Origin of the sequence: Streptococcus oralis, from assembly GCF_026782125.1 — a bacterium.
Classification (GTDB): Bacteria; Bacillota; Bacilli; order Lactobacillales; family Streptococcaceae; genus Streptococcus; species Streptococcus oralis_CE.
The window spans coordinates 43,044-61,942 of record NZ_JAKUVY010000005.1 but is presented as its reverse complement, the minus strand read 5'-3'; the positions used below and the strand labels follow the sequence as shown (position 1 = coordinate 61,942).

Below are 18,899 nucleotides of genomic sequence, written 5' to 3'. Positions count from 1 at the left end.
CAATGTAAACCCTTTCCTCTCCTTAGTCTTGAGCGACTTTAGGATAAGACATGAAGAAGGTCAAATGATCATCTTGCATCTCAAAATGATAAGGTAATTTCTCGTGTTCTAATAAACTTTTGACCACAAAGAGCCCCATTCCTGAACCCTTGGCCTTGCGACTAGCATTGCCAGAAAAAGACTGGGCTAGTTTTTCTTGTTCTTCAGGACTACAGCTATTTTCGATAAAAAGTTCTCCTTCACTCTCTCCGATACGAACCAAGCCCCCTGGAATGGAGTGCTTGATAGCGTTACTGATGAGATTCGATAGGATCAACTTCATCACAGATGGGTTTATGTAAGCCTGCTGATGGGTTAGGCTAATGTCTACCTGAAGTTCTCTCTCCTTGGCGAGTAAAGTATAATCCTTAACCAGAGTTTGCGTCATCTGAAGGAGGTCAATCTCTTCTTTCTCGTCTCGCAATTCCTGAACAGAAGAAAGAGACAATATCTGGAGAACGTGGTGACTGAGGTCATCCACAATCCCCAAGGCAACTCCCAGATAGTGGTCTCTATCCTTATAACGGCCGATATTTTCTTTCATATTTTCGATTAGGATTTTCAAGCTGGCCAGTGGTGTTTTCAATTCATGAGAAGCTCCTCGCAGGAACTCAACCTTCATCTTCTCCAGCTGGAGAATGGCTTCATTCTTGTCATGCAAGTCCGCAATAACAGTCAAAAGGTGCTGGTAGAGGCTATTGATTTGTTCCTTGAGATCACCTATCTCATCCTTAGAATCCACACGCAATCGCACTTGAGCATCCAGGTCCATCATCCTACGGGTCACCCGCTTGATTTCCAAAATCGGTGCAACAATGGTCCGAGCGTAGATGTAGGCCACTAAAAGAGAAATCAGAAAGGATGCCAACAAGGTATAGGGAAGAAATTGGAGACTGATCTGCTCTGCTTCCTTTTGCAAGTCCATGGACGCTAAAAACTGGAGAGTCATAGTGCTACCATCTTGCGTTTTCACCTCACGCTCCTCAATAAAGAGGGAAGTGGTCTGGCGATTCGCGTCTAGTGGAAGATTGTCCTTGACCTCTAACTTGTCCTCAGTCATCTCTCCCTTGACAGCTCCTTTGATATCACTGCTCTGGGAATACAAATCCAACACTTGCTCGATGCTTTGCCTATCCTTTCCTTCTAGTGACTGGGCAATGGCTGTCACTTTCTGACCAATGGTTTCCTGACGATGGCTTAGATAAGTAGAGGGAAAGAGAAAATAAATGGCTAAATGAAGACAAATAACCAGAACACTAAAAATCGAGAAGGTATAGCTAAAAATCTTTGTAAATAAACCTGTTCGTTTCATTTTCGCTCCAATTTATAACCAACATTGCGCACCGTGAGGATACAATCCAAGTCTAGCTTTTTCCGCAGTTCCTTGATATAGACATCAATGACACGATCAAAGGGAACCTCATCTGTTGCCTTCCAGACAGCATCGATAATCTGAGAACGAGTCAAGGCCCGTCCTTCATTTTTCACCAGATAGTCCAGAATTTCCAACTCTTTGGCATTGATGGCTACTCCTTGACCTGCTAGACTTGCACTGTAGCTCTCAAAATCCACCTTGGTATCCTTATAGGAGAAGATTCGTCCAGTATCGTAGTAGCGCTTGAAAATCGCGTCTACCCTCACTTTTAAGAGGGAGAGGGAAAAGGGTTTTTCCAGATAGCCATCTGCTAGCGAAGCAAAGGCACTCATCTTGTATTCCTCATCCTGAAAGGCAGTCAGCATCAAGACAGGAACCTGACTGGTCTTACGAATCTCAGCTAGGACTTCTAAACCATTGAGCTTGGGCATCTGGATATCCAGTAAAACCAAGGCTACTTCATAGCTGGAAAATTGTTCCAAGGCCTCTTGTCCATCCGCTGCCTGAATAGTCTCATAGCCGCAATCCGCCAAATAGTCACTGATCCCCTCACGGATCATCTCTTCATCTTCTACTATTAGAATTTTCATAGAAAAACCTTTTACATTTCTTTAATTTTCTTTTAAATCATCTCTGTTTCATCCTGAAAGGAAAGGCTTTAGGGAGATGAAATACATAAAAATGCTACCTATATTATACCCCATTTAGGGGAGAATAGGTAGCAAGTTTTTTATTCGCTATCGAGCAAGAGTTCTTTTGGTTGTTTTCTGAGGAGATTGCTTGAAGCAAGCGCCATAACGAGAACCACTAGAACCAAGGCAAGGACAAAGACGATGATAAAGTCTGATGTCTGAATGGAAATGTCTAGGCTCGACAAGGTTTTGCTAAAGCCATCTACTTCTGCACCACCACCAAGGTTAGAAGCTTGAGCTGCCTTGCTGGCTTGCTTAGCAACACCTGAAGTAACATTGGCAAGAACAGTATTTCCGATTGCTCGAGCTGTGTAGTTGGCTAGGAAGTAAGCAGAAACGAGAGCAGGGATGGCAATCAGGATTGATTCAGTGATAAATTGACCCAAGATACTTGCCTGCTTGAGACCGATAGAGAGGAGGATTCCCACTTCCTTGCGACGGGCGTTGATCCAAAGGCTGAGCAAGAGTACAAGGAGAAGAACTGAGAAGCTCAAGCTACCCCAGAAGAGGAGGTTGGCCATCTTGTACATACCAGAGATGGATTGCTCTAGAGCTGGGTAGTTAGAGGAGCTCTTCACAAGTGTGTAGCTCTTCCAGTTGATACCACTGATACCATTCAACTCTTTCATGACGTCATCCAAGTTCTTGTCTGCTGTTACAAAGAAGGTTGCGTCCCCATAAATAGCTGTGTCTTCTGTGTATCCATAAAGTTTTGCAGCAGTGTGAATGTCTGTGATAGCTGTGTTTTCATAGAGTTCTTGTGAGTAGGTTACTGCAGACTTATTGTGCCCATCAAAGAGTCCCTTGATTGTAACTTCGACTGTTTCCTTGGCACCTTTTTCATTGTCTGCATCGTAGATATTGGAGTCTAGTTTGACCTTATCTCCGACTTTCCAACCGTGTTTAGCTGCCAAGTCCTTGTGCATGAGGATCTTGTCTTTGTCGTCGTTGGTTAGGTGCTCACCTTCAACCAGCTTATATGAGCCAGAGACAAACTTGTCTTCTTTAGAGGAGTCATTGACACCTGTAATCATCAAACTGCTTCCAAACCGTTTTGCTCGGTCAGCAGTGAGATTTTTCTTGGTTTCTGGCGTTTCAATCAGGTCGTATCCAGTCAAATCTCCGATGGCGTTGATGCGTTTAACATAAGACTCGATGGCCTTATTTTCGGTGATTTTTTTGATATCCTCACCCTTGATATTCCCAGAACCACGTGGCGTTCCTTGATTGACGCGACGATTGATTTGCATGGAGAAACTATTGGTGATATTTTTAAAGGTCTCCTGAGAAGCCTTGGCAGTAGCTCCCTTGATCGACAAGCCGACCAAACTCAAGCTCGCCATGAGGAGAATAATCAGGAAGATAACAATAGATTTGAAAAACTTCCTTGTAACATAGGCAAATGCGTTGTGTAACATAGGTTCCCTTTCTAGATTTGATTTTATAATTCTATCAAAACAAGCTCATCTTATTTTGTAGTATTGCGAGTTTCAGTCAGTTTCTTATCCTTCAATTCAAGTGTAATATCTGACGCTTGTGCCACTTCTTTACTGTGGGTGACGACAATCACACATTTACCTGTTTTCTCGGCAAGTGATTTGAGCAGTTCGATAATATCTCCAGCAGTTTTAGGGTCCAGATTTCCTGTTGGCTCATCAGCTAGAATAACTGGAGCTTCTGATACCAAACTGCGAGCAATAGCAACACGTTGCTGTTGACCACCTGATAACTGGAGAACGTTCCGCTTGATCTGACTTTCATCCAAACCAAGTTCAAGAAGAGTATCCTTGCTGGCTTTTTTGTTGACCAAGCGGATATTTTCCAGTGGAGAAAGATAATCTATCAAGTTATAATTTTGAAAGACTAGAGAAATATGGTGCATGCGATGGTAAGAATATCCCTTATTCCGAATGTCCTCTCCTTGGAAAAGGATAGAACCTTCAACAGGACTATCTAGACCAGCCAGTAGGGACAAGAGAGTGGATTTTCCTGCTCCTGACTCACCAATGATACTATAAAACTTTCCGGGTTCAAAATTATACTTGATCTGATATAAAACTGCCTCAGCAGTGTTCTTATAACGGTAGGTAACATCTTGCAATTGTAATAAAGTCATGATTTCTCCTTCTTAACTAATAGATGATAAAATTTCCTTAGGTGATTTTCTAAATAAGAATAGGAAACAAAGAGCTACGGACAAGCAACCAATCAAGAGCAGAAAGACATAGGATTCTGCAAAGGATAGGAGACTGGTTGATAGACTGCTTGCTTTGGCTAGTGTGTCTTGTAAGGTTGCCTGATCTCCACTGGCTAGTACTGTTTGGAGCAGATAGGATGTGATGGCATTTCCTGCAACAAATGCTGGAAGCAAAGCTCCAAGAGATACCAAAACTACCTCTAAACAGAACTGGAGGAAGATTGAACTCTTGCCTTTTCCAAGTGCGAGTAAAATCCCCACTTCGTAGACCCTTTCTCTCAACCAAAGGGACAAGACCAAAATCAAGGCTCCAGCTCCAGCTATCAACATCCCATAAAGGAAGATGGTGAGGAAGGTTTGGAAGGTTGCCACTGAGTCTTTGATTTGTTCAAAGGCCTTGTTTTCCTTCTCAACTTGGTAGCCTTGACTTTCCAAAGCCAAGTTTTCCACCTGCTTCATGAGTCCGTCCATTTCCTTAGGATTTTCTACATAGAAGCGCGCTGCACTGACTTGAGCTTCACTATTTCCCAGAAGGGTTTGGCTGCTTTCATAGTCTGTAAAGACTTGGTTTTCACTGAAGTCAAAAGACAAGCCTGTGAATTTCTCTTGTTTTTTACCAGAAAAGATGCCGACAATTTCAAACTCTACTGTTTGCCCTTTTCCAGATTCTGACTGACCAGCATCCAAGCGAATCTTGTCATGAAGCGAAAGACCGTTCTTCTTGGCCAACTCTTCGTGAATGAGGATTTTCTTGGAGTCCCCTTTTTGAAGGTGTCGCCCTTCTTTTAGATTGAAAGCCGAACTAGTAAAGGTGACATCCTTGGATGAGTCCTCAAGAGACGTTAAGCTAACCAAGTTCTTGTCCGCGGCTGACAAATCATCACGTTCAACGCTCTGCTCGCCACTCACTGCTTCCTTGTCTTTTAGTTTTGCGACCGTTTCGAGTTCAGGAGAGACATTTTCCAGTCCCTTAATCTTGCTCACGGATGCTAGGTCAGACAACTTGAAGGTCTGTCCATTTTCTATCTTTTTGATAGAAAAAGATGTGTTGAGTGATTTGTAAAGATTACTTTCTACTGTTTTGTTGGACTTCATCAGAGTCAAACAGGCTGAAATTCCTGCTAAAAGGACAAATAAAATCAGAAATAAAATAAAACTTCTCAGTCGTTTTCTGCTGACATAAGCCCAAGCTCTTTGGATTGGATTCATTTGTCACCTCCATATTTGTAAGACTATTATAAAATCCAAATATGAAATGTTTATGAAATCGAAAATTTTTTTGATTTATTTTTGAAAAAACAAAAAAGCTAGCAAACGCTAACTTTCCTTCTTATATAAGGATGTATAGTACCAATCAAAAATCTACTTCATTTTAAAAATGATAGTCACATCTTTCTGATTAGTATTTCTCCATTTCCTAAGTTCTTCATTTTCTGACTTATGTTTGAGGATATTCTTGATAGAATGAAATGGAAAACTCAGTTTAAATGTTCTGATACAATGGCTGTTCTTGATGCCAATATTTTTCGATATAGGAAACGTAGCCTCTAGTTTTCTTTGTAAAAACAAAAAAAGAGCTAGCCAAAGCTAACTCTTACCCTATGCGGAGAGAGGGACTTGAACCCTCACGACCTAAAGCGGTCACAGGATCCTTAGTCCTGCGCGTCTGCCAATTCCGCCATCCCCGCGTCGATTACTTTACTAGTATATCAACTTTCAAAATCTTTGTCAACACTTTTTTCAGATTTTTTTCATTTTTCCAACAGGCTTATAGTTCAATTTCAGCAAGGTTTTCATCCAGTAATTTTGCTCCCAATGTGTTCTTAAAATGCCCAAGAGCAAACAGATGATTTTCTGGCCAAATAGAGGCAACTGCAGGCTTGACAATCTCGATTTGATAACCTAAATTATAGGCATCAATAGCCGTATGAAGGACGCAAATGTCAGTCAATACACCAGTCAAAATGACCGTATCAACCCGACGTTCCCGCAAACGAATATCAAGATCCGTTCCTGAAAATGCTGAATAGTGACGCTTGTCCATCCAAAAGACTCGACTATCCGCCTCATGCTCAGCATAAAAGTTAGCTAGGGGGCCATAAAGGTTACGACCACTAGTTCCGATGATGTTGTGTGGTGGAAAGAGCTTGCTTTCTGGGTGGAATGTATCCTTCTCTTCATGAGCATCAATGGTGAAAAAGACATAGTCTCCACGATCAAAAGCTAATCTGGTTGCCTGATCAATGGCTTTTGATATTGCTTGAGCAGGTGCTCCAGCAGTTAGCTTTCCATGATCTGCTACGAAATCCTCTGTATAGTCAATCGAGATTAAAGCCTTTGCCATTAGTAGTCCCTCTTTTTCACTTCCTCAAAAATATCACCAATTAGAACTTTGAGATAAGTCCCCTTCATTCCTAAAGAACGACTCTCAATAATTCCCGCCGACTCCAATTTACGAAGCGCATTGACAATCACTGAGCGCGTAATGCCAATACGATCTGCAATAACTGATGCAGTCAGCTGCCCTTCATTTCCATCCAATTCAGCTAAAATAGCTGATACGGCACGCAGTTCTGAATAAGAAAGGGTGTTGACCGCCATGGTAACAGCCGTACGACGGCGAATATTTTTCTCATCTTCTTCGCGTTGGAAGTTCAATAGTTGAATTCCCACAACCGTGCTCGCAATCTCGACAAGAATCAAATCTTCATCTTCAAATTTCTTGTCATTGCGCCAAATGATCAACGAACCTAGGCGAATCCCTGATACATGAATCGGAGCGATGGTCGTCAAACCATCTGGAAAGTCCGCACGGCTCTCCACAGGGAAAATGGTCAAATCATGTTCAACAGGAAGATTGGCTTCCGTATCATAAATCATGTTTGCCCCTTGTACATAGACCTCAGGGAAGGTTTTGGTTTGGAAGAATTGTTCTACACGGTCATTATTGGTCTTATAACGCATAAAGTAACCCAAGAGACGTCCCTTGTTATTCACAATACAAGCGTTACAGTCAATAATATCAGCTAACTGGCGTGTTATTGCATTGTAAGGAAGTTCATCTTGGAGTTGCTCCTCAGAACGCTTTAGAATAGACGTGATTTTTCTTGTTTTTTCTAATAAATGTGCCATTTTTTACCTCGCATATAATCGCTTCCATTATAACATAGAAAAGTCTTTATTTCAATAATTATCTGAAAATTGCTTATTTAATTGCAATTTTGAACAGCAAAAATATTTTAGAAAAAAAGCAATTTTTTATTGACATCCTATTTTATTTTTGATATCATAACATTATAAGAAGATGACATGATAAATCCCTTTCCGTTTCACCTATCCTTTACTATCACCATCTTCTTTTACTATCGGTCTCCTTATATATAAAAGCGATTCACAGTGTGAATCGCTTTTTTCTATTTGTCTCCTTTGTTACGAATAACAAAGCCAGTCTTCTTTTCGCTTGAAGTGTTGCGAGGTTTTTTATTGTCTTTATTACGGTAACGTCTGTCTTTATCAAAACGATCGTTCCCACGACTGCCTTTCTTGAAATCATCACGGCGACCATTGCCACGGCGATCACGATCTCGACGGTCGTCTCCACGACGGCCTCCTCGACCTCCCTTGCCTTTGCCACCAAAGCCATTACCTGATGGTTTAAATGGCAGTGGTTTTTCACGCGCAATCTCCACTTCAGGAAGGCTGTCTGGATCTTGGACTGTCAGACTCAAGATATACATAGCCAATTCTTCTGGACTAAATTCAGCAGCTAACTTACGAGCGTCTTTAGCAAATTTCTCAAAGTTCCCACGAATGGCTTCGTCTGCGAAGTCTCGTTCGATTTTCTTGAGCGCTACTTGTTTCTTAGCTTGGAAGGCTTCTTCTGCTGTCGCTGGTTTCAAGCCTTTCATGCGCTTCTTAGTCAAGTTTTCAATAATTTGAAGGTAGCCCATTTCATTTGGAGAAACAAAGGTAATAGATTGACCTGACTTACCAGCACGACCTGTACGACCGATACGGTGAACGTAACTTTCAGGGTCTTGTGGAATATCGTAGTTGTAGACATGGGTCACACCTGAGATATCCAAACCACGTGCTGCCACGTCAGTCGCAACTAGAACATCAAGATTGCCATTTTTAAAATCACGAAGGACGCGAAGACGTTTGTTTTGGTCTAAGTCACCATGAATTCCTTCTGCACGGAAGCCACGGATCTTAAGACCACGAGTCAATTCATCTACACGGCGTTTAGTACGACCAAATACAATAGCAAGTTCTGGTTGTTCCACGTCCATGAGACGCGTCATGGTATCAAATTTCTCTTGTTCCTTGACACGGATATAGTACTGATCAACCAGCTCTGTTGTCAATTCCTTGGCAGCAATCTTGACATGCTCAGGGTCTTTCATAAACTGAACACCGATACGTTTGATAGCATCTGGCATGGTTGCTGAAAAGAGCAAGGTTTGACGATTTTCAGGGACACGGGAAATGATGGCTTCAATGTCTTCAAGGAAGCCCATGTTGAGCATTTCGTCCGCTTCATCAAGGATGAGGGTTTCAATATCGTGCAATTTCAAAGCCTTGCGTTTGATCAAGTCCAAGAGACGACCTGGTGTTCCTACAACGATATGAGCACCCGACTTAAGGGCTTTGATTTGTTTTTCAATGCTGGAACCACCGTAAACTGAGCGAACTTTCACTCCCTTGCTACGACCAAAGCGGAAGAGTTCTTCTTGACTTTGAACAGCGAGTTCACGAGTTGGAGCGATGACCAAGGCTTGAATAGTTGCTTCTTCTGTACGGATTTTTTCAAGGGTTGGTAAGCCAAAGGCCGCGGTTTTCCCTGTACCAGTCTGGGCTTGACCGATAACGTCTTTCCCCTCAAGAGCCAATGGAATGGTCTGTTCTTGGATGGGACTTGCTTCTACAAATCCAGCTTTTTCAATCTCTGCTAGCAATTCAGCAGACAAGTTAAATTCATTAAATTTCACGTTTTTCTTCTTTCTAAAGGTGGTGCGAAGCCACCCTATAGGGCTTTAGTTTATACTTTTCTTTTCATGACGTATCTTCAACAAAAACGAGATACCGTGTTGCTTCTTTTCCACGAAAGAAAAGTACTGGTTTCTTTGCAACTTATCTAGTATAACACAAGAGCGGGGCAAAAGATAGTAGAATCTTTAAGGAAAATCATGTAAACGATTTTTCTATTTTTTGAACTTGATTCCCGAAAGCTTTCGTTAGACTATTTTAGTCCAATATTTTTTCCCGTAGCAGATTTGTGCAAAAAGTGTTTTCTTATGCTAGAATGAAAATCGAATAGGAGGACTATAAATGTTAACATATGATTTAATCGTTATTGGATTTGGTAAAGCTGGGAAAACACTAGCTGGTAAATTAGCTTCAGCTGGCAAAAAAGTTTCCCTCGTTGAACGTAGCAAAGCTATGTACGGTGGAACTTGTATCAACATCGGATGTATTCCAACTAAAACCTTGCTAGTTGCTGCTGAGAAAGATTTGTCTTTTGAAGAAGTCATTGCTACCAAAAATACTATCACTAGTCGCCTCAACGGTAAAAACTATGCGACTATTGCTGGTACAGGTGTCGATATCTTTGATGCGGAAGCGCATTTCCTTTCAAACAAAGTCATCGAAATCCAAGCTGGTGATGAAAAACAAGAATTGACTGCTGAAACTATCGTCATCAACACTGGTGCTGTTTCAAACGTCTTGCCAATCCCTGGACTTGCTACAAGTAAGAATGTCTTTGACTCGACTGGTATTCAAAACTTGGACAAATTGCCTGAAAAACTTGGTGTCCTTGGTGGCGGAAATATCGGTCTTGAATTTGCAGGCCTTTACAACAAACTTGGAAGCAAGGTTAAAGTCCTAGATGCCTTGGATACTTTCCTACCTCGTGCAGAACCTTCCATCGCAGCTCTTGCTAAGCAATACATGGAAGAAGACGGTATTGAATTGCTTCAAAACATCCGTACCACTGAAATCAAAAACGACGGTGACCAAGTTCTCGTCGTAACTGAAAACGAAACTTACCGTTTCGACGCCCTTCTCTATGCAACTGGACGTAAACCAAACGTCGAACCACTTCAACTTGAGAATACCGATATTGAACTAACGGAACGTGGTGCTATCAAGGTTGACAAACACTGTCAAACAAACGTTCCTGGTGTCTTCGCAGTTGGAGACGTCAACGGTGGACCTCAATTTACCTACATCTCACTTGATGACTTCCGTGTTGTCTATAGTTACCTTGCTGGAGATGGTAGCTACACTCTTGAAGACCGTCTCAATGTGCCAAACACCATGTTCATCACACCTGCACTTTCACAAGTTGGTTTGACGGAAAGCCAAGCAGCTGATTTGAAACTTCCATACGCAGTGAAAGAAATCCCTGTTGCTGCCATGCCTCGTGGTCACGTAAACGGAGACCTTCACGGAGCCTTCAAAGCTGTTGTTAATACTGAAACAAAAGAAATTCTTGGAGCAAGCATCTTCTCAGAAGGCTCTCAAGAAATCATCAACATCATCACTGTTGCGATGGACAACAAAATCCCTTATACTTACTTCACAAAACAAATCTTCACTCACCCAACCTTGGCTGAGAACTTGAATGACTTGTTTGCGATTTAAGTTGAGACTGATTTGTTAGCTAACAGCCCTCTTTGGGCTGTTTTTGCTTCTGCGAAATCTCAAATCTGTCTTTTCTCTCTTTTATGATATAATGTCCAAACTTTACTTAGCAGTCCTAATTATATATTGGGTCTCAGGTCACTCTTTCAAATATCAGCAATACATATGACTTTGAATAACTCGCTTCAGCTCATCGTTTTATGGATAATTTAAAAAGTATATTTTGCAATGATTGTTTCATGCCTAATTAGTAAATTATCCACTCTTTGCGCGGGTCGTATGTGTATTTTCATCGTTTGTGGAAAGGTTTTACCGTTTGCAAATTGATGGTTAAGTCGATATATTTTTTCTTCTTAAATATTTTCCAAATTATTTAATCTTTTTAAAGATAAGAATCACTTTCTAATCAATCAAAGGATACTTCAAATTTCTTCATTCTTGATAATATGAGCAATACCCTGCAAAATGTTTAAACTTTATCATTGTAAAAAATATCGAAAGAAATCCCATATTACATTAGTATATATTTGGTATGGGATGAAATTGACTTTCGAAAACATTAACTATATAATGTCTGTAAACAAGAAATAATGAGGTAACGATTATGAATAAAACAGAATTACTGTTACAAAGACTAGATGATATTGGTCAGTCTCTAAAAGATTCTAGACAAGCACTAGCTTTGCTGGCACTTGGTTCTTGCGGAGTAGAAAGAGACCGATTGGATCAATACTCAGATTTGGATTTTTTTGTTATTGTAAAAGATGGCTACAAGCAGGCCTATATACAGGATCTAACTTGGTTAAGTAATCTAGAACCAATTGCATTTCACTACCAAAATACAGTGGACGGACATAAAGTTCTATTTGAAGATGATGTTTTTTGTGAATTTGCTGTCTTTGAAGCTCATGAACTAGTAAACATTCCCTTCGCTGAAGGCAAGATTATCTGGAAGGAGGTCGGTTTTGATGGAACAATCTGCCAGCCACAAAGATTGCCATCAAAGGAAAATAGAGACCGTGAATGGCTGTTGGGAGAAATTTTATGCAATCTATATATAGGACTAGGTCGCTATCAACGAGGCGAAAAATTGGCTGCTTATGATTTCATCCAAAACAGATCCGTCAAGCTTTGGACCGAACTAATCAATTTGGAAAAAACTTCTAAATCTGATTTTATAGATATTTTTAACAACAACAGAAGATTTGAAAAAGGTTATCCAAACGAGGCCAAACAATTGCCTCACTTTTTGCAAGGTTACGAACGAATTTCTGAATCTGCTCAGGCACTCCTAGAATATCTTGATAAACACTATCCTCTTAACGCATTTATAAAAGAAAAAATTCGTAATTTATTATAAAAGAGACTTTCCAAAAAATGATCTAAATCCCAAAAGTTAGGTATCTTTGTCAGTTATAATAGATTAATGAAATTTTAAAACCTGTAGAGGATAATCGATGTCCTCTCCTTTCTTATATTCAGAGTGAGAAAGATTTATTTCTTAAAGTTGCCAAAGTTATCAAATCCAAAGGTATTGTATTTGATTGGTTTGGTTTAATCAGAACCTAAAAAGCACTTCTAAGGTTACTTCTTTAGTTGATCTTAGAGGTTACTTTAGTTATTGGACTGCTGGGCGCAGTATGATATAATAGAAACATGAAATTAAAAACTACTTTGGGCCTTCTAGCTGGGCGCTCTTCTCACTTCATCTTGAGCCGTCTTGGCCGTGGAAGTACGCTCCCTGGAAAACTCTCCCTTCAATTTGATAAAGATATTTTACAAAACCTAGCTAAGAACTACGAGATTGTCGTGGTCACTGGAACCAATGGAAAAACCTTAACAACCGCCCTGACTGTCGGCATTTTAAAAGAAGTTTATGGTCAGGTTCTGACCAATCCTAGTGGTGCCAACATGATTACAGGGATTGCAACAACCTTCCTAACAGCCAAATCTTCTAAAACTGGGAAAAACATTGCTGTCCTCGAAATTGACGAAGCCAGTCTTTCTCGTATCTGTGACTATATCCAGCCTAGCCTTTTTGTCATCACTAATATTTTCCGTGACCAGATGGACCGTTACGGTGAGATTTACACAACTTATAACATGATTTTGGATGCCATTCGTAAGGTTCCTACGGCTACTGTTCTCCTTAATGGTGACAGTCCACTTTTCTACAAGCCAGCTATTCCAAATCCTGTACACTATTTTGGTTTTGACTTGGAAAGAGGACCAGCCCAACTGGCTCACTACAATACCGAAGGAATTCTCTGTCCTGACTGCCAAGGTATCCTCAAATACGAGCACAATACCTATGCTAACTTGGGTGCCTATATCTGCGAAAATTGTGGTTGCAAACGACCTGACTTGGACTACCGTCTGACAGACTTGGTTGAGTTAACCAACAATCGCTCCCGCTTTGTCATTGACGGACAAGAGTACGGCATCCAAATCGGTGGACTTTACAACATCTACAATGCGCTAGCTGCGGTTGCTATTGCTCGCTTCCTCGGTGCAGATTCACAACTCATCAAGCAAGGATTTGACAAGAGCCGTGCTGTCTTTGGTCGTCAAGAAACCTTCCATATCGGTGATAAGGAATGTACTCTCGTCTTGATTAAGAATCCAGTCGGTGCAACTCAGGCTATCGAGATGATTAAACTAGCGCCTTATTCATTTAGCCTTTCTGTCCTTCTCAACGCCAACTATGCTGATGGGATTGACACTAGCTGGATCTGGGATGCTGACTTTGAACAAATCACTGACATGGACATTCCTGAAATCAACGCTGGCGGCGTTCGTCATTCTGAAATCGCACGTCGTCTTCGTGTGACTGGCTACCCAGCTGATAAAATCACTGAGACAAGCAGTCTGGAACAAGTTCTCAAGACCATTGAGAACCAGGACTGCAAACATGCCTATATCCTGGCTACTTATACTGCTATGCTGGAATTCCGCGAACTGCTGGCTAGTCGTCAGATTGTTAGAAAGGAGATGAACTAATGGTTTATACTTCACTTTCCTCAAAAGCTGGCAACTACCCTTATCAGCTAAACATTGCCCACCTCTATGGAAACCTCATGAATACCTATGGTGACAATGGAAACATCCTCATGCTCAAGTATGTAGCTGAAAAACTGGAGGCTCATGTAACAGTCGACATCGTTTCTCTCCATGATGACTTTGATGAAAACCACTACGATATCGCCTTTTTCGGTGGCGGTCAAGACTTTGAACAAAGTATCATCGCTAGCGACTTACCTGCTAAAAAAGAGAGCATTGACAACTACATCCAAAATGATGGTGTGGTGCTAGCCATCTGTGGTGGTTTCCAACTATTGGGTCAATATTATGTTGAAGCTTCAGGCAAACGTATCGAAGGGCTAGGGGTCATGGGCCACTATACCCTCAACCAGACCAATAACCGCTTTATCGGTGACATCAAGATTCACAATGAAGATTTCAATGAAACCTACTATGGATTTGAAAATCACCAGGGTCGCACCTTCCTCTCAGATGACCAAAAACCGCTGGGTCAGGTTGTCTATGGAAATGGAAATAACGAAGAAAAAATCGGCGAAGGGGTTCATTATAAGAATGTCTTTGGTTCCTACTTCCACGGACCTATCCTCTCTCGTAATGCCAATCTGGCTTATCGCCTCGTCACTACTGCTCTCAAGAAGAAATACGGTCAGGACATCCAACTCCCTGCCTATGAGGACATCCTCAGTCAAGAAATCGCTGAAGAATACAGCGACGTGAAAAGCAAGGCTGACTTTTCTTAAACTAAGGAAAATTAGATCAAAGAACTCCGCTATCATATCGGAGTTCTTTTTGCCTGTTCTTTTACCCTTCTCCCTTGCATTTTCTCTCTTTTTTTGCCAAAATAGAGGGGTAGAAAGAAGGTAGCATATGTCTAAATTACAACAAATCCTAACATATCTTGAATCAGAAAAACTAGACGTCGCTGTCGTATCTGACCCCGTCACTATCAATTACCTCACTGGCTTTTACAGTGATCCCCATGAACGCCAAATGTTCCTCTTTGTTTTAGCAGATCAGGAACCTCTCCTCTTTGTCCCAGCCCTTGAGGTTGAGCGTGCAAGCAGCACTGTCTCTTTCCCAGTTGTGGGCTATGTGGATTCTGAAAATCCATGGCAAAAAATCAAAAACGCTTTGCCTCAGCACGACTTCAAACGTGTCGCTGTTGAGTTTGACAATCTCATCTTGACAAAATATCATGGCTTAAAAACTGTCTTTGAAACTGCTGACTTTGAAAACCTCACTCCTCGTATCCAACGCATGCGCCTCATCAAATCAGCTGACGAAGTGCAAAAAATGATGGTTGCAGGTCTCTATGCTGATAAGGCTGTTAAGGTTGGTTTTGACAATATTTCTCTTGATAAGACAGAGACAGATATCATTGCCCAAATCGACTTTGCCATGAAACGTGAAGGCTATGAAATGAGCTTTGATACCATGGTCTTGACTGGCGATAATGCTGCAAATCCGCACGGTATCCCAGCAGCAAACAAAGTTGAAAAAGACGCCCTTCTCCTCTTTGACCTTGGTGTCATGGTTAATGGCTACGCCTCAGATATGACTCGTACGGTCGCTGTCGGCAAACCAGACCAATTCAAAAAAGATATTTACAACTTGACCCTTGAAGCCCAACAAGCTGCCCTTGACTTTATCAAACCTGGTGTGACTGCTCATGAAGTAGACCGCGCTGCCCGTGAAGTCATCGAAAAAGCTGGTTATGGTGAGTACTTCAACCACCGTCTCGGTCACGGTATCGGTATGGATGTCCACGAATTCCCTTCTATCATGGAAGGAAACGACATGGTCATCGAAGAAGGCATGTGCTTCTCTGTTGAACCAGGTATCTATATCCCTGGTAAAGTCGGGGTCCGTATCGAAGATTGCGGTGTCGTCACTAAGGATGGCTTTGACCTCTTTACAAGCACCAGCAAAGATTTGCTTTATTTTGATTAATGGTATTATTTTATGTTAAATGATTTCTTTAAATTAGTTGACAACGTTACTAACGAAACTTCTAAGGTTGTTAATGGTATCGTTAATGAATCCTCGAAGGTTGTTAATGATATTGCTAATGAGACTTCAAAAGCCGTAAAAATAGTTGTCGATGAAACTTCAAAAATAACTGGCAATACTGTAGATGGAGCTGTGAATATAGTCAATAATACTATGACAGGAATTTCTAATGTTATAAGTATTCCAGGTAAAGTTGTAAATATTATTCTTGAAGTACACTCATGGAATAGTCAAGAGCGTCTTGAAAAGAAACAAGATGAGGAGCTTAGACAATCTTTATCCATTCAATTTCCAGAATTCTTAAATCAAGAAGAGTTCAATAGAATAATTCACGAAGAAACCGATAAAATTATTCGAATAAAAAAAGTAGAAATTAGCCAAGCTTTAATTAATTTGGAGGTATATTCAAATAGTCGAATTTCAACTTGGTGTTTTACTTTAGATTATAATGATTATGGAATTTTAACAGGAAAAGTTAGAATCTCAAGTGAAAACACTGACTCAAGTATGCCTAAAAATGTTAGTTTACGAATTTCGGAGCGGCTTAATGATATTTTAAAGAATCAGTATATTCTTCCACCTGATGATTATGAGATTTTACTTGCAAAAGAACCTTTCGAAGTAAAAGAGCTTTTTGAGAATATTGGATTTCATAATGTAACATTACTTGAAGAAAAATATGAAAAATTACCTCATTTTATTAAGAATTACAAAATACATAGTATTACAATAGAAAATTGCAAATATTTTGATAAAGATTCCTATTTTGATAGTAATTCTTCTGTTGTAATTTCCTATTATCTACAGGAAGACTGAGAGTCAAAATAATAAAACGCATAGTATCAAGTTTATTCAACACCTGATACTATGCGTTTTTTGATTTTAAAGACTTTTGACTCAACCTCTCTACTTAATCTTCTTAACACTCTGAAAGACTACAAACCCCACAACCATTCCCAAGGTATTTTGCAGGAAGTTTGGAAGGATTTCTGGCAAGGCTGCTGACCAGCCATTCATTAGGGTAGAACCTAGGGCATAGCCACTTACCATGACGACAGTAGCCAAGACAAGGCCTAGCCATTGCCACTTCCCTTTAAAACCTGCAAAAAATCCTTGCAAGCCATGGTTCACTAAACTAAAGAACATCCACTGTGGATAGCCTGATAGAAGGTCAAGCAGAAAAGCTGCTAGTCCCCCAACGACGGCCCCTTCTTTACTGCCAAAGTAAAAGGCAGTAAAGAAAACACCTGCATCCAAGAGAGTCAATATTCCTGTTGGCGTTCCAATTTTCAAGTAATAACCTAGAACCACAGAAAGGGCGGTTAAGAGGGATACAAGGGCGATTTTAGTTGTTTTGGTTTGCTTCATATTGTCTTACTCCATATTGATCTGCTTGTGCAATAGCACGGTAAACGAAAGCTTTAGAACTTTCTACTGCTGGTAAAAGTTCATCACCCTTAACCAAGTGACTGGCGATGCTTGAGGCAAAGGTACAACCTGCACCAGCATTTTGGCCTTGAATGACTGGGTTTTCTAGGACAGTGAAAGTTTGTCCATCATAAAAGACATCCACAGCCTTGTCCTGACTAAGGCGATTGCCTCCCTTGATAATGACTGCTAGCGCTCCTAAATCATGCAATTTCTGCGCTGCAGCTTTCATATCTTCCAAGGTTTTAATTTCCTGACCAGCCAATAATTCTGCTTCAGGGAGATTAGGCGTAATCACGCTAACATGAGGGAAAAAACGAATCAACTCTTGGCAGAGCTCACTAACAGCTACATCGTGCGTTTCCTTGCAGACCAAGACGGGGTCCAATACCACAGGCACTCCTGGACGTTGCTTGATAAAATCCAAGGCCTTCTCAGCCACACTGACAGTAGGGAGAAGGCCAATCTTAATCCCTGCAAACTCGACATCATGCAAGCTATCCAATTCATGTTGAAAAATGGCATCGTCAGTTGGAAAGACTTCAAACCCCTTTTCTGTCAAGGCTGTCAAACAAGTCACTGCTACAAAACCATGCAAGCCGTTCAAGGTATAGGTAGCCAAATCAGCTGACAGACCACCACCACTAAAAATATCATTCCCAGAAAGGGCTAAAATGCGATTATTCTTCATATCGAATCTCCTTTAAATACAAGCCATTCGGTGCAGCCGTTGGACCTGCTAGCTGTCTGTCCTTCTTCTCCAAAATCAATTCAATCTGCTCAACTGGCATTCGATTATTTCCGATTTTGAGCAGTGTCCCCACCATATTGCGAATCTGCTTATACAAGAAACCATTTCCTGAAAAGGTAAAGGTCAAAAATTGGCCTGTCTCATCAACACTAAGACTGGCTTCTGTAATGGTCCGAATCTTGTCCTCTACACTAGTCCCAGAGGCAGTAAAACCGGTGAAATCATGGGTTCCCTCTAGCTTTTTGATTGCCATCTGCATCCGCTCCACATCGAGGGGATAGGGAAAGTGAGTAGCATAGTGACGGCGCATCGGATTTTTGGGGCGCCCTCTATCCACGATAAACTCATAGGTCTTGCTATGTTTTGCATAACGGCAATGAAAATCATCGGCCACAATCTCAATCAAAATCACATCGATATCTTCTGGAGACTGGGTATCCAGAGCAAAACGGAGTTTTTCCTCATCCATCTGATAGGGCAGATCAAAATGAATCACCTGTCCCAGAGCATGGACCCCACTATCAGTCCTACCAGCACCGTGTACAGTGATGGCTTGCCCCTTATTGAGTCTCGTTAAAGTTTTTTCGATTTCCTCTTGAACGCTCCGCGCATGAGGCTGGCGCTGAAAACCAGCAAAGGCATAACCGTCATAGGAAATGATTGCTTTATATCTTGTCATAACTTCTATTTTATCAGGAAATAAAAGTGTAAACAAGT

General features: G+C 41.0%; 17 protein-coding genes and 1 tRNA gene. 6 read left to right on the top strand and 12 right to left on the bottom strand.

Annotated elements, in window-relative coordinates:
* Nucleotides 1-22 precede the first annotated feature (22 nt).
* The 9 genes from vncS to MK385_RS04990 form a co-directional block, all read right to left on the bottom strand.
* Nucleotides 23-1,351, bottom strand: coding sequence for a sensor histidine kinase VncS (gene vncS / locus MK385_RS05030; RefSeq protein WP_268725452.1), 1,329 nt, complete (start codon nt 1,349-1,351; stop codon nt 23-25).
* Nucleotides 1,348-2,004, bottom strand: coding sequence for a response regulator transcription factor VncR (gene vncR, locus MK385_RS05025; protein WP_071851436.1), 657 nt, complete (start codon nt 2,002-2,004; stop codon nt 1,348-1,350). Before vncR ends, vncS begins: the two co-directional genes overlap by 4 nt.
* A gap of 140 nt (nt 2,005-2,144) precedes the next feature.
* The gene (vex3, locus tag MK385_RS05020) at nt 2,145-3,524 is read right to left on the bottom strand and encodes an ABC transporter permease subunit Vex3 (RefSeq protein ID WP_071851438.1); all 1,380 of its coding nucleotides are present in this window, start codon (nt 3,522-3,524) and stop codon (nt 2,145-2,147) included.
* Nucleotides 3,525-3,574: 50 nt separating this feature from the next.
* Nucleotides 3,575-4,222, bottom strand: a complete 648-nt coding sequence (gene vex2 / locus MK385_RS05015) for an ABC transporter ATP-binding subunit Vex2 (RefSeq protein WP_000173735.1) — start codon at nt 4,220-4,222, stop codon at nt 3,575-3,577.
* A 12-nt stretch (nt 4,223-4,234) separates the two neighbouring features.
* Entirely contained in the window at nt 4,235-5,512 is a 1,278-nt protein-coding gene (locus MK385_RS05010; RefSeq protein ID WP_268725451.1) for an ABC transporter permease, read from the bottom strand.
* 393 nt (nt 5,513-5,905) lie between these two features.
* Nucleotides 5,906-5,991: transfer RNA gene (locus MK385_RS05005), tRNA-Leu, on the bottom strand.
* Nucleotides 5,992-6,071: 80 nt separating this feature from the next.
* Nucleotides 6,072-6,647 (bottom strand): cysteine hydrolase family protein, encoded by a 576-nt coding sequence (locus MK385_RS05000; RefSeq protein WP_268702415.1) that lies wholly within the window; start codon nt 6,645-6,647, stop codon nt 6,072-6,074.
* Nucleotides 6,647-7,435, bottom strand: coding sequence for a GTP-sensing pleiotropic transcriptional regulator CodY (codY, locus tag MK385_RS04995; protein WP_000940725.1), 789 nt, complete (start codon nt 7,433-7,435; stop codon nt 6,647-6,649). The genes MK385_RS05000 and codY overlap by 1 nt, the downstream gene beginning before the upstream one ends.
* Before the next feature lie 281 nt (nt 7,436-7,716).
* A complete protein-coding gene (locus tag MK385_RS04990) occupies nt 7,717-9,294 on the bottom strand; it encodes a DEAD/DEAH box helicase (RefSeq protein ID WP_268725450.1) in 1,578 nt (525 codons plus the stop codon).
* A gap of 340 nt (nt 9,295-9,634) precedes the next feature.
* Here MK385_RS04990 and MK385_RS04985 point away from each other — a divergent pair, with 340 nt between their 5' ends.
* The 6 genes from MK385_RS04985 (at nt 9,635) to MK385_RS04960 (ending at nt 16,819) form a co-directional block, all read left to right on the top strand.
* On the top strand, nt 9,635-10,951 hold the full coding sequence (locus MK385_RS04985; protein ID WP_268725449.1) for an FAD-containing oxidoreductase: 1,317 nt from the start codon (nt 9,635-9,637) through the stop codon (nt 10,949-10,951).
* Between the two features lie 604 nt (nt 10,952-11,555).
* A complete protein-coding gene (locus tag MK385_RS04980) occupies nt 11,556-12,311 on the top strand; it encodes a hypothetical protein (protein ID WP_042902569.1) in 756 nt (251 codons plus the stop codon).
* A gap of 296 nt (nt 12,312-12,607) precedes the next feature.
* Nucleotides 12,608-13,951 (top strand): lipid II isoglutaminyl synthase subunit MurT, encoded by a 1,344-nt coding sequence (gene murT / locus MK385_RS04975; RefSeq protein WP_268725448.1) that lies wholly within the window; start codon nt 12,608-12,610, stop codon nt 13,949-13,951.
* Nucleotides 13,951-14,733: a lipid II isoglutaminyl synthase subunit GatD gene (gene gatD / locus MK385_RS04970; RefSeq protein WP_268725447.1), complete on the top strand. Its 783-nt coding sequence runs from the start codon at nt 13,951-13,953 to the stop codon at nt 14,731-14,733. Before murT ends, gatD begins: the two co-directional genes overlap by 1 nt.
* 127 nt (nt 14,734-14,860) lie before the next feature.
* Nucleotides 14,861-15,943, top strand: a complete 1,083-nt coding sequence (locus tag MK385_RS04965; RefSeq protein WP_268725446.1) for a M24 family metallopeptidase — start codon at nt 14,861-14,863, stop codon at nt 15,941-15,943.
* A gap of 12 nt (nt 15,944-15,955) precedes the next feature.
* On the top strand, nt 15,956-16,819 hold the full coding sequence (locus MK385_RS04960; protein WP_061408616.1) for a hypothetical protein: 864 nt from the start codon (nt 15,956-15,958) through the stop codon (nt 16,817-16,819).
* Between the two features lie 90 nt (nt 16,820-16,909).
* On the opposite strand, the gene MK385_RS04955 is transcribed toward MK385_RS04960, so the two are convergent.
* Genes MK385_RS04955 through truA form a run of 3 tightly spaced genes read right to left on the bottom strand, consistent with a single transcriptional unit; the run spans nt 16,910 to nt 18,861 of the window.
* Nucleotides 16,910-17,371 (bottom strand): ECF transporter S component, encoded by a 462-nt coding sequence (locus MK385_RS04955; protein WP_268725445.1) that lies wholly within the window; start codon nt 17,369-17,371, stop codon nt 16,910-16,912.
* Complete coding sequence (locus MK385_RS04950; RefSeq protein WP_268725444.1) at nt 17,349-18,122, bottom strand: bifunctional hydroxymethylpyrimidine kinase/phosphomethylpyrimidine kinase; 774 nt, start codon at nt 18,120-18,122, stop codon at nt 17,349-17,351. Before MK385_RS04950 ends, MK385_RS04955 begins: the two co-directional genes overlap by 23 nt.
* Nucleotides 18,112-18,861 (bottom strand): tRNA pseudouridine(38-40) synthase TruA, encoded by a 750-nt coding sequence (truA, locus tag MK385_RS04945; RefSeq protein WP_268725443.1) that lies wholly within the window; start codon nt 18,859-18,861, stop codon nt 18,112-18,114. Before truA ends, MK385_RS04950 begins: the two co-directional genes overlap by 11 nt.
* Between the last annotated feature and the right edge of the window lie 38 nt (nt 18,862-18,899).

Coding starts and splice junctions, on each gene's coding strand:
- vncS (WP_268725452.1), bottom strand. CDS start 1,351: ATGAAACGAACAGGTTTATTTACAAAGATTTTTAGCTATACCTTCTCG.
- vncR (WP_071851436.1), bottom strand. CDS start 2,004: ATGAAAATTCTAATAGTAGAAGATGAAGAGATGATCCGTGAGGGGATC.
- vex3 (WP_071851438.1), bottom strand. CDS start 3,524: ATGTTACACAACGCATTTGCCTATGTTACAAGGAAGTTTTTCAAATCT.
- vex2 (WP_000173735.1), bottom strand. CDS start 4,222: ATGACTTTATTACAATTGCAAGATGTTACCTACCGTTATAAGAACACT.
- MK385_RS05010 (WP_268725451.1), bottom strand. CDS start 5,512: ATGAATCCAATCCAAAGAGCTTGGGCTTATGTCAGCAGAAAACGACTG.
- MK385_RS05000 (WP_268702415.1), bottom strand. CDS start 6,647: ATGGCAAAGGCTTTAATCTCGATTGACTATACAGAGGATTTCGTAGCA.
- codY (WP_000940725.1), bottom strand. CDS start 7,435: ATGGCACATTTATTAGAAAAAACAAGAAAAATCACGTCTATTCTAAAG.
- MK385_RS04985 (WP_268725449.1), top strand. CDS start 9,635: ATGTTAACATATGATTTAATCGTTATTGGATTTGGTAAAGCTGGGAAA.
- MK385_RS04980 (WP_042902569.1), top strand. CDS start 11,556: ATGAATAAAACAGAATTACTGTTACAAAGACTAGATGATATTGGTCAG.
- murT (WP_268725448.1), top strand. CDS start 12,608: ATGAAATTAAAAACTACTTTGGGCCTTCTAGCTGGGCGCTCTTCTCAC.
- gatD (WP_268725447.1), top strand. CDS start 13,951: ATGGTTTATACTTCACTTTCCTCAAAAGCTGGCAACTACCCTTATCAG.
- MK385_RS04965 (WP_268725446.1), top strand. CDS start 14,861: ATGTCTAAATTACAACAAATCCTAACATATCTTGAATCAGAAAAACTA.
- MK385_RS04960 (WP_061408616.1), top strand. CDS start 15,956: ATGTTAAATGATTTCTTTAAATTAGTTGACAACGTTACTAACGAAACT.
- MK385_RS04955 (WP_268725445.1), bottom strand. CDS start 17,371: ATGAAGCAAACCAAAACAACTAAAATCGCCCTTGTATCCCTCTTAACC.
- MK385_RS04950 (WP_268725444.1), bottom strand. CDS start 18,122: ATGAAGAATAATCGCATTTTAGCCCTTTCTGGGAATGATATTTTTAGT.
- truA (WP_268725443.1), bottom strand. CDS start 18,861: ATGACAAGATATAAAGCAATCATTTCCTATGACGGTTATGCCTTTGCT.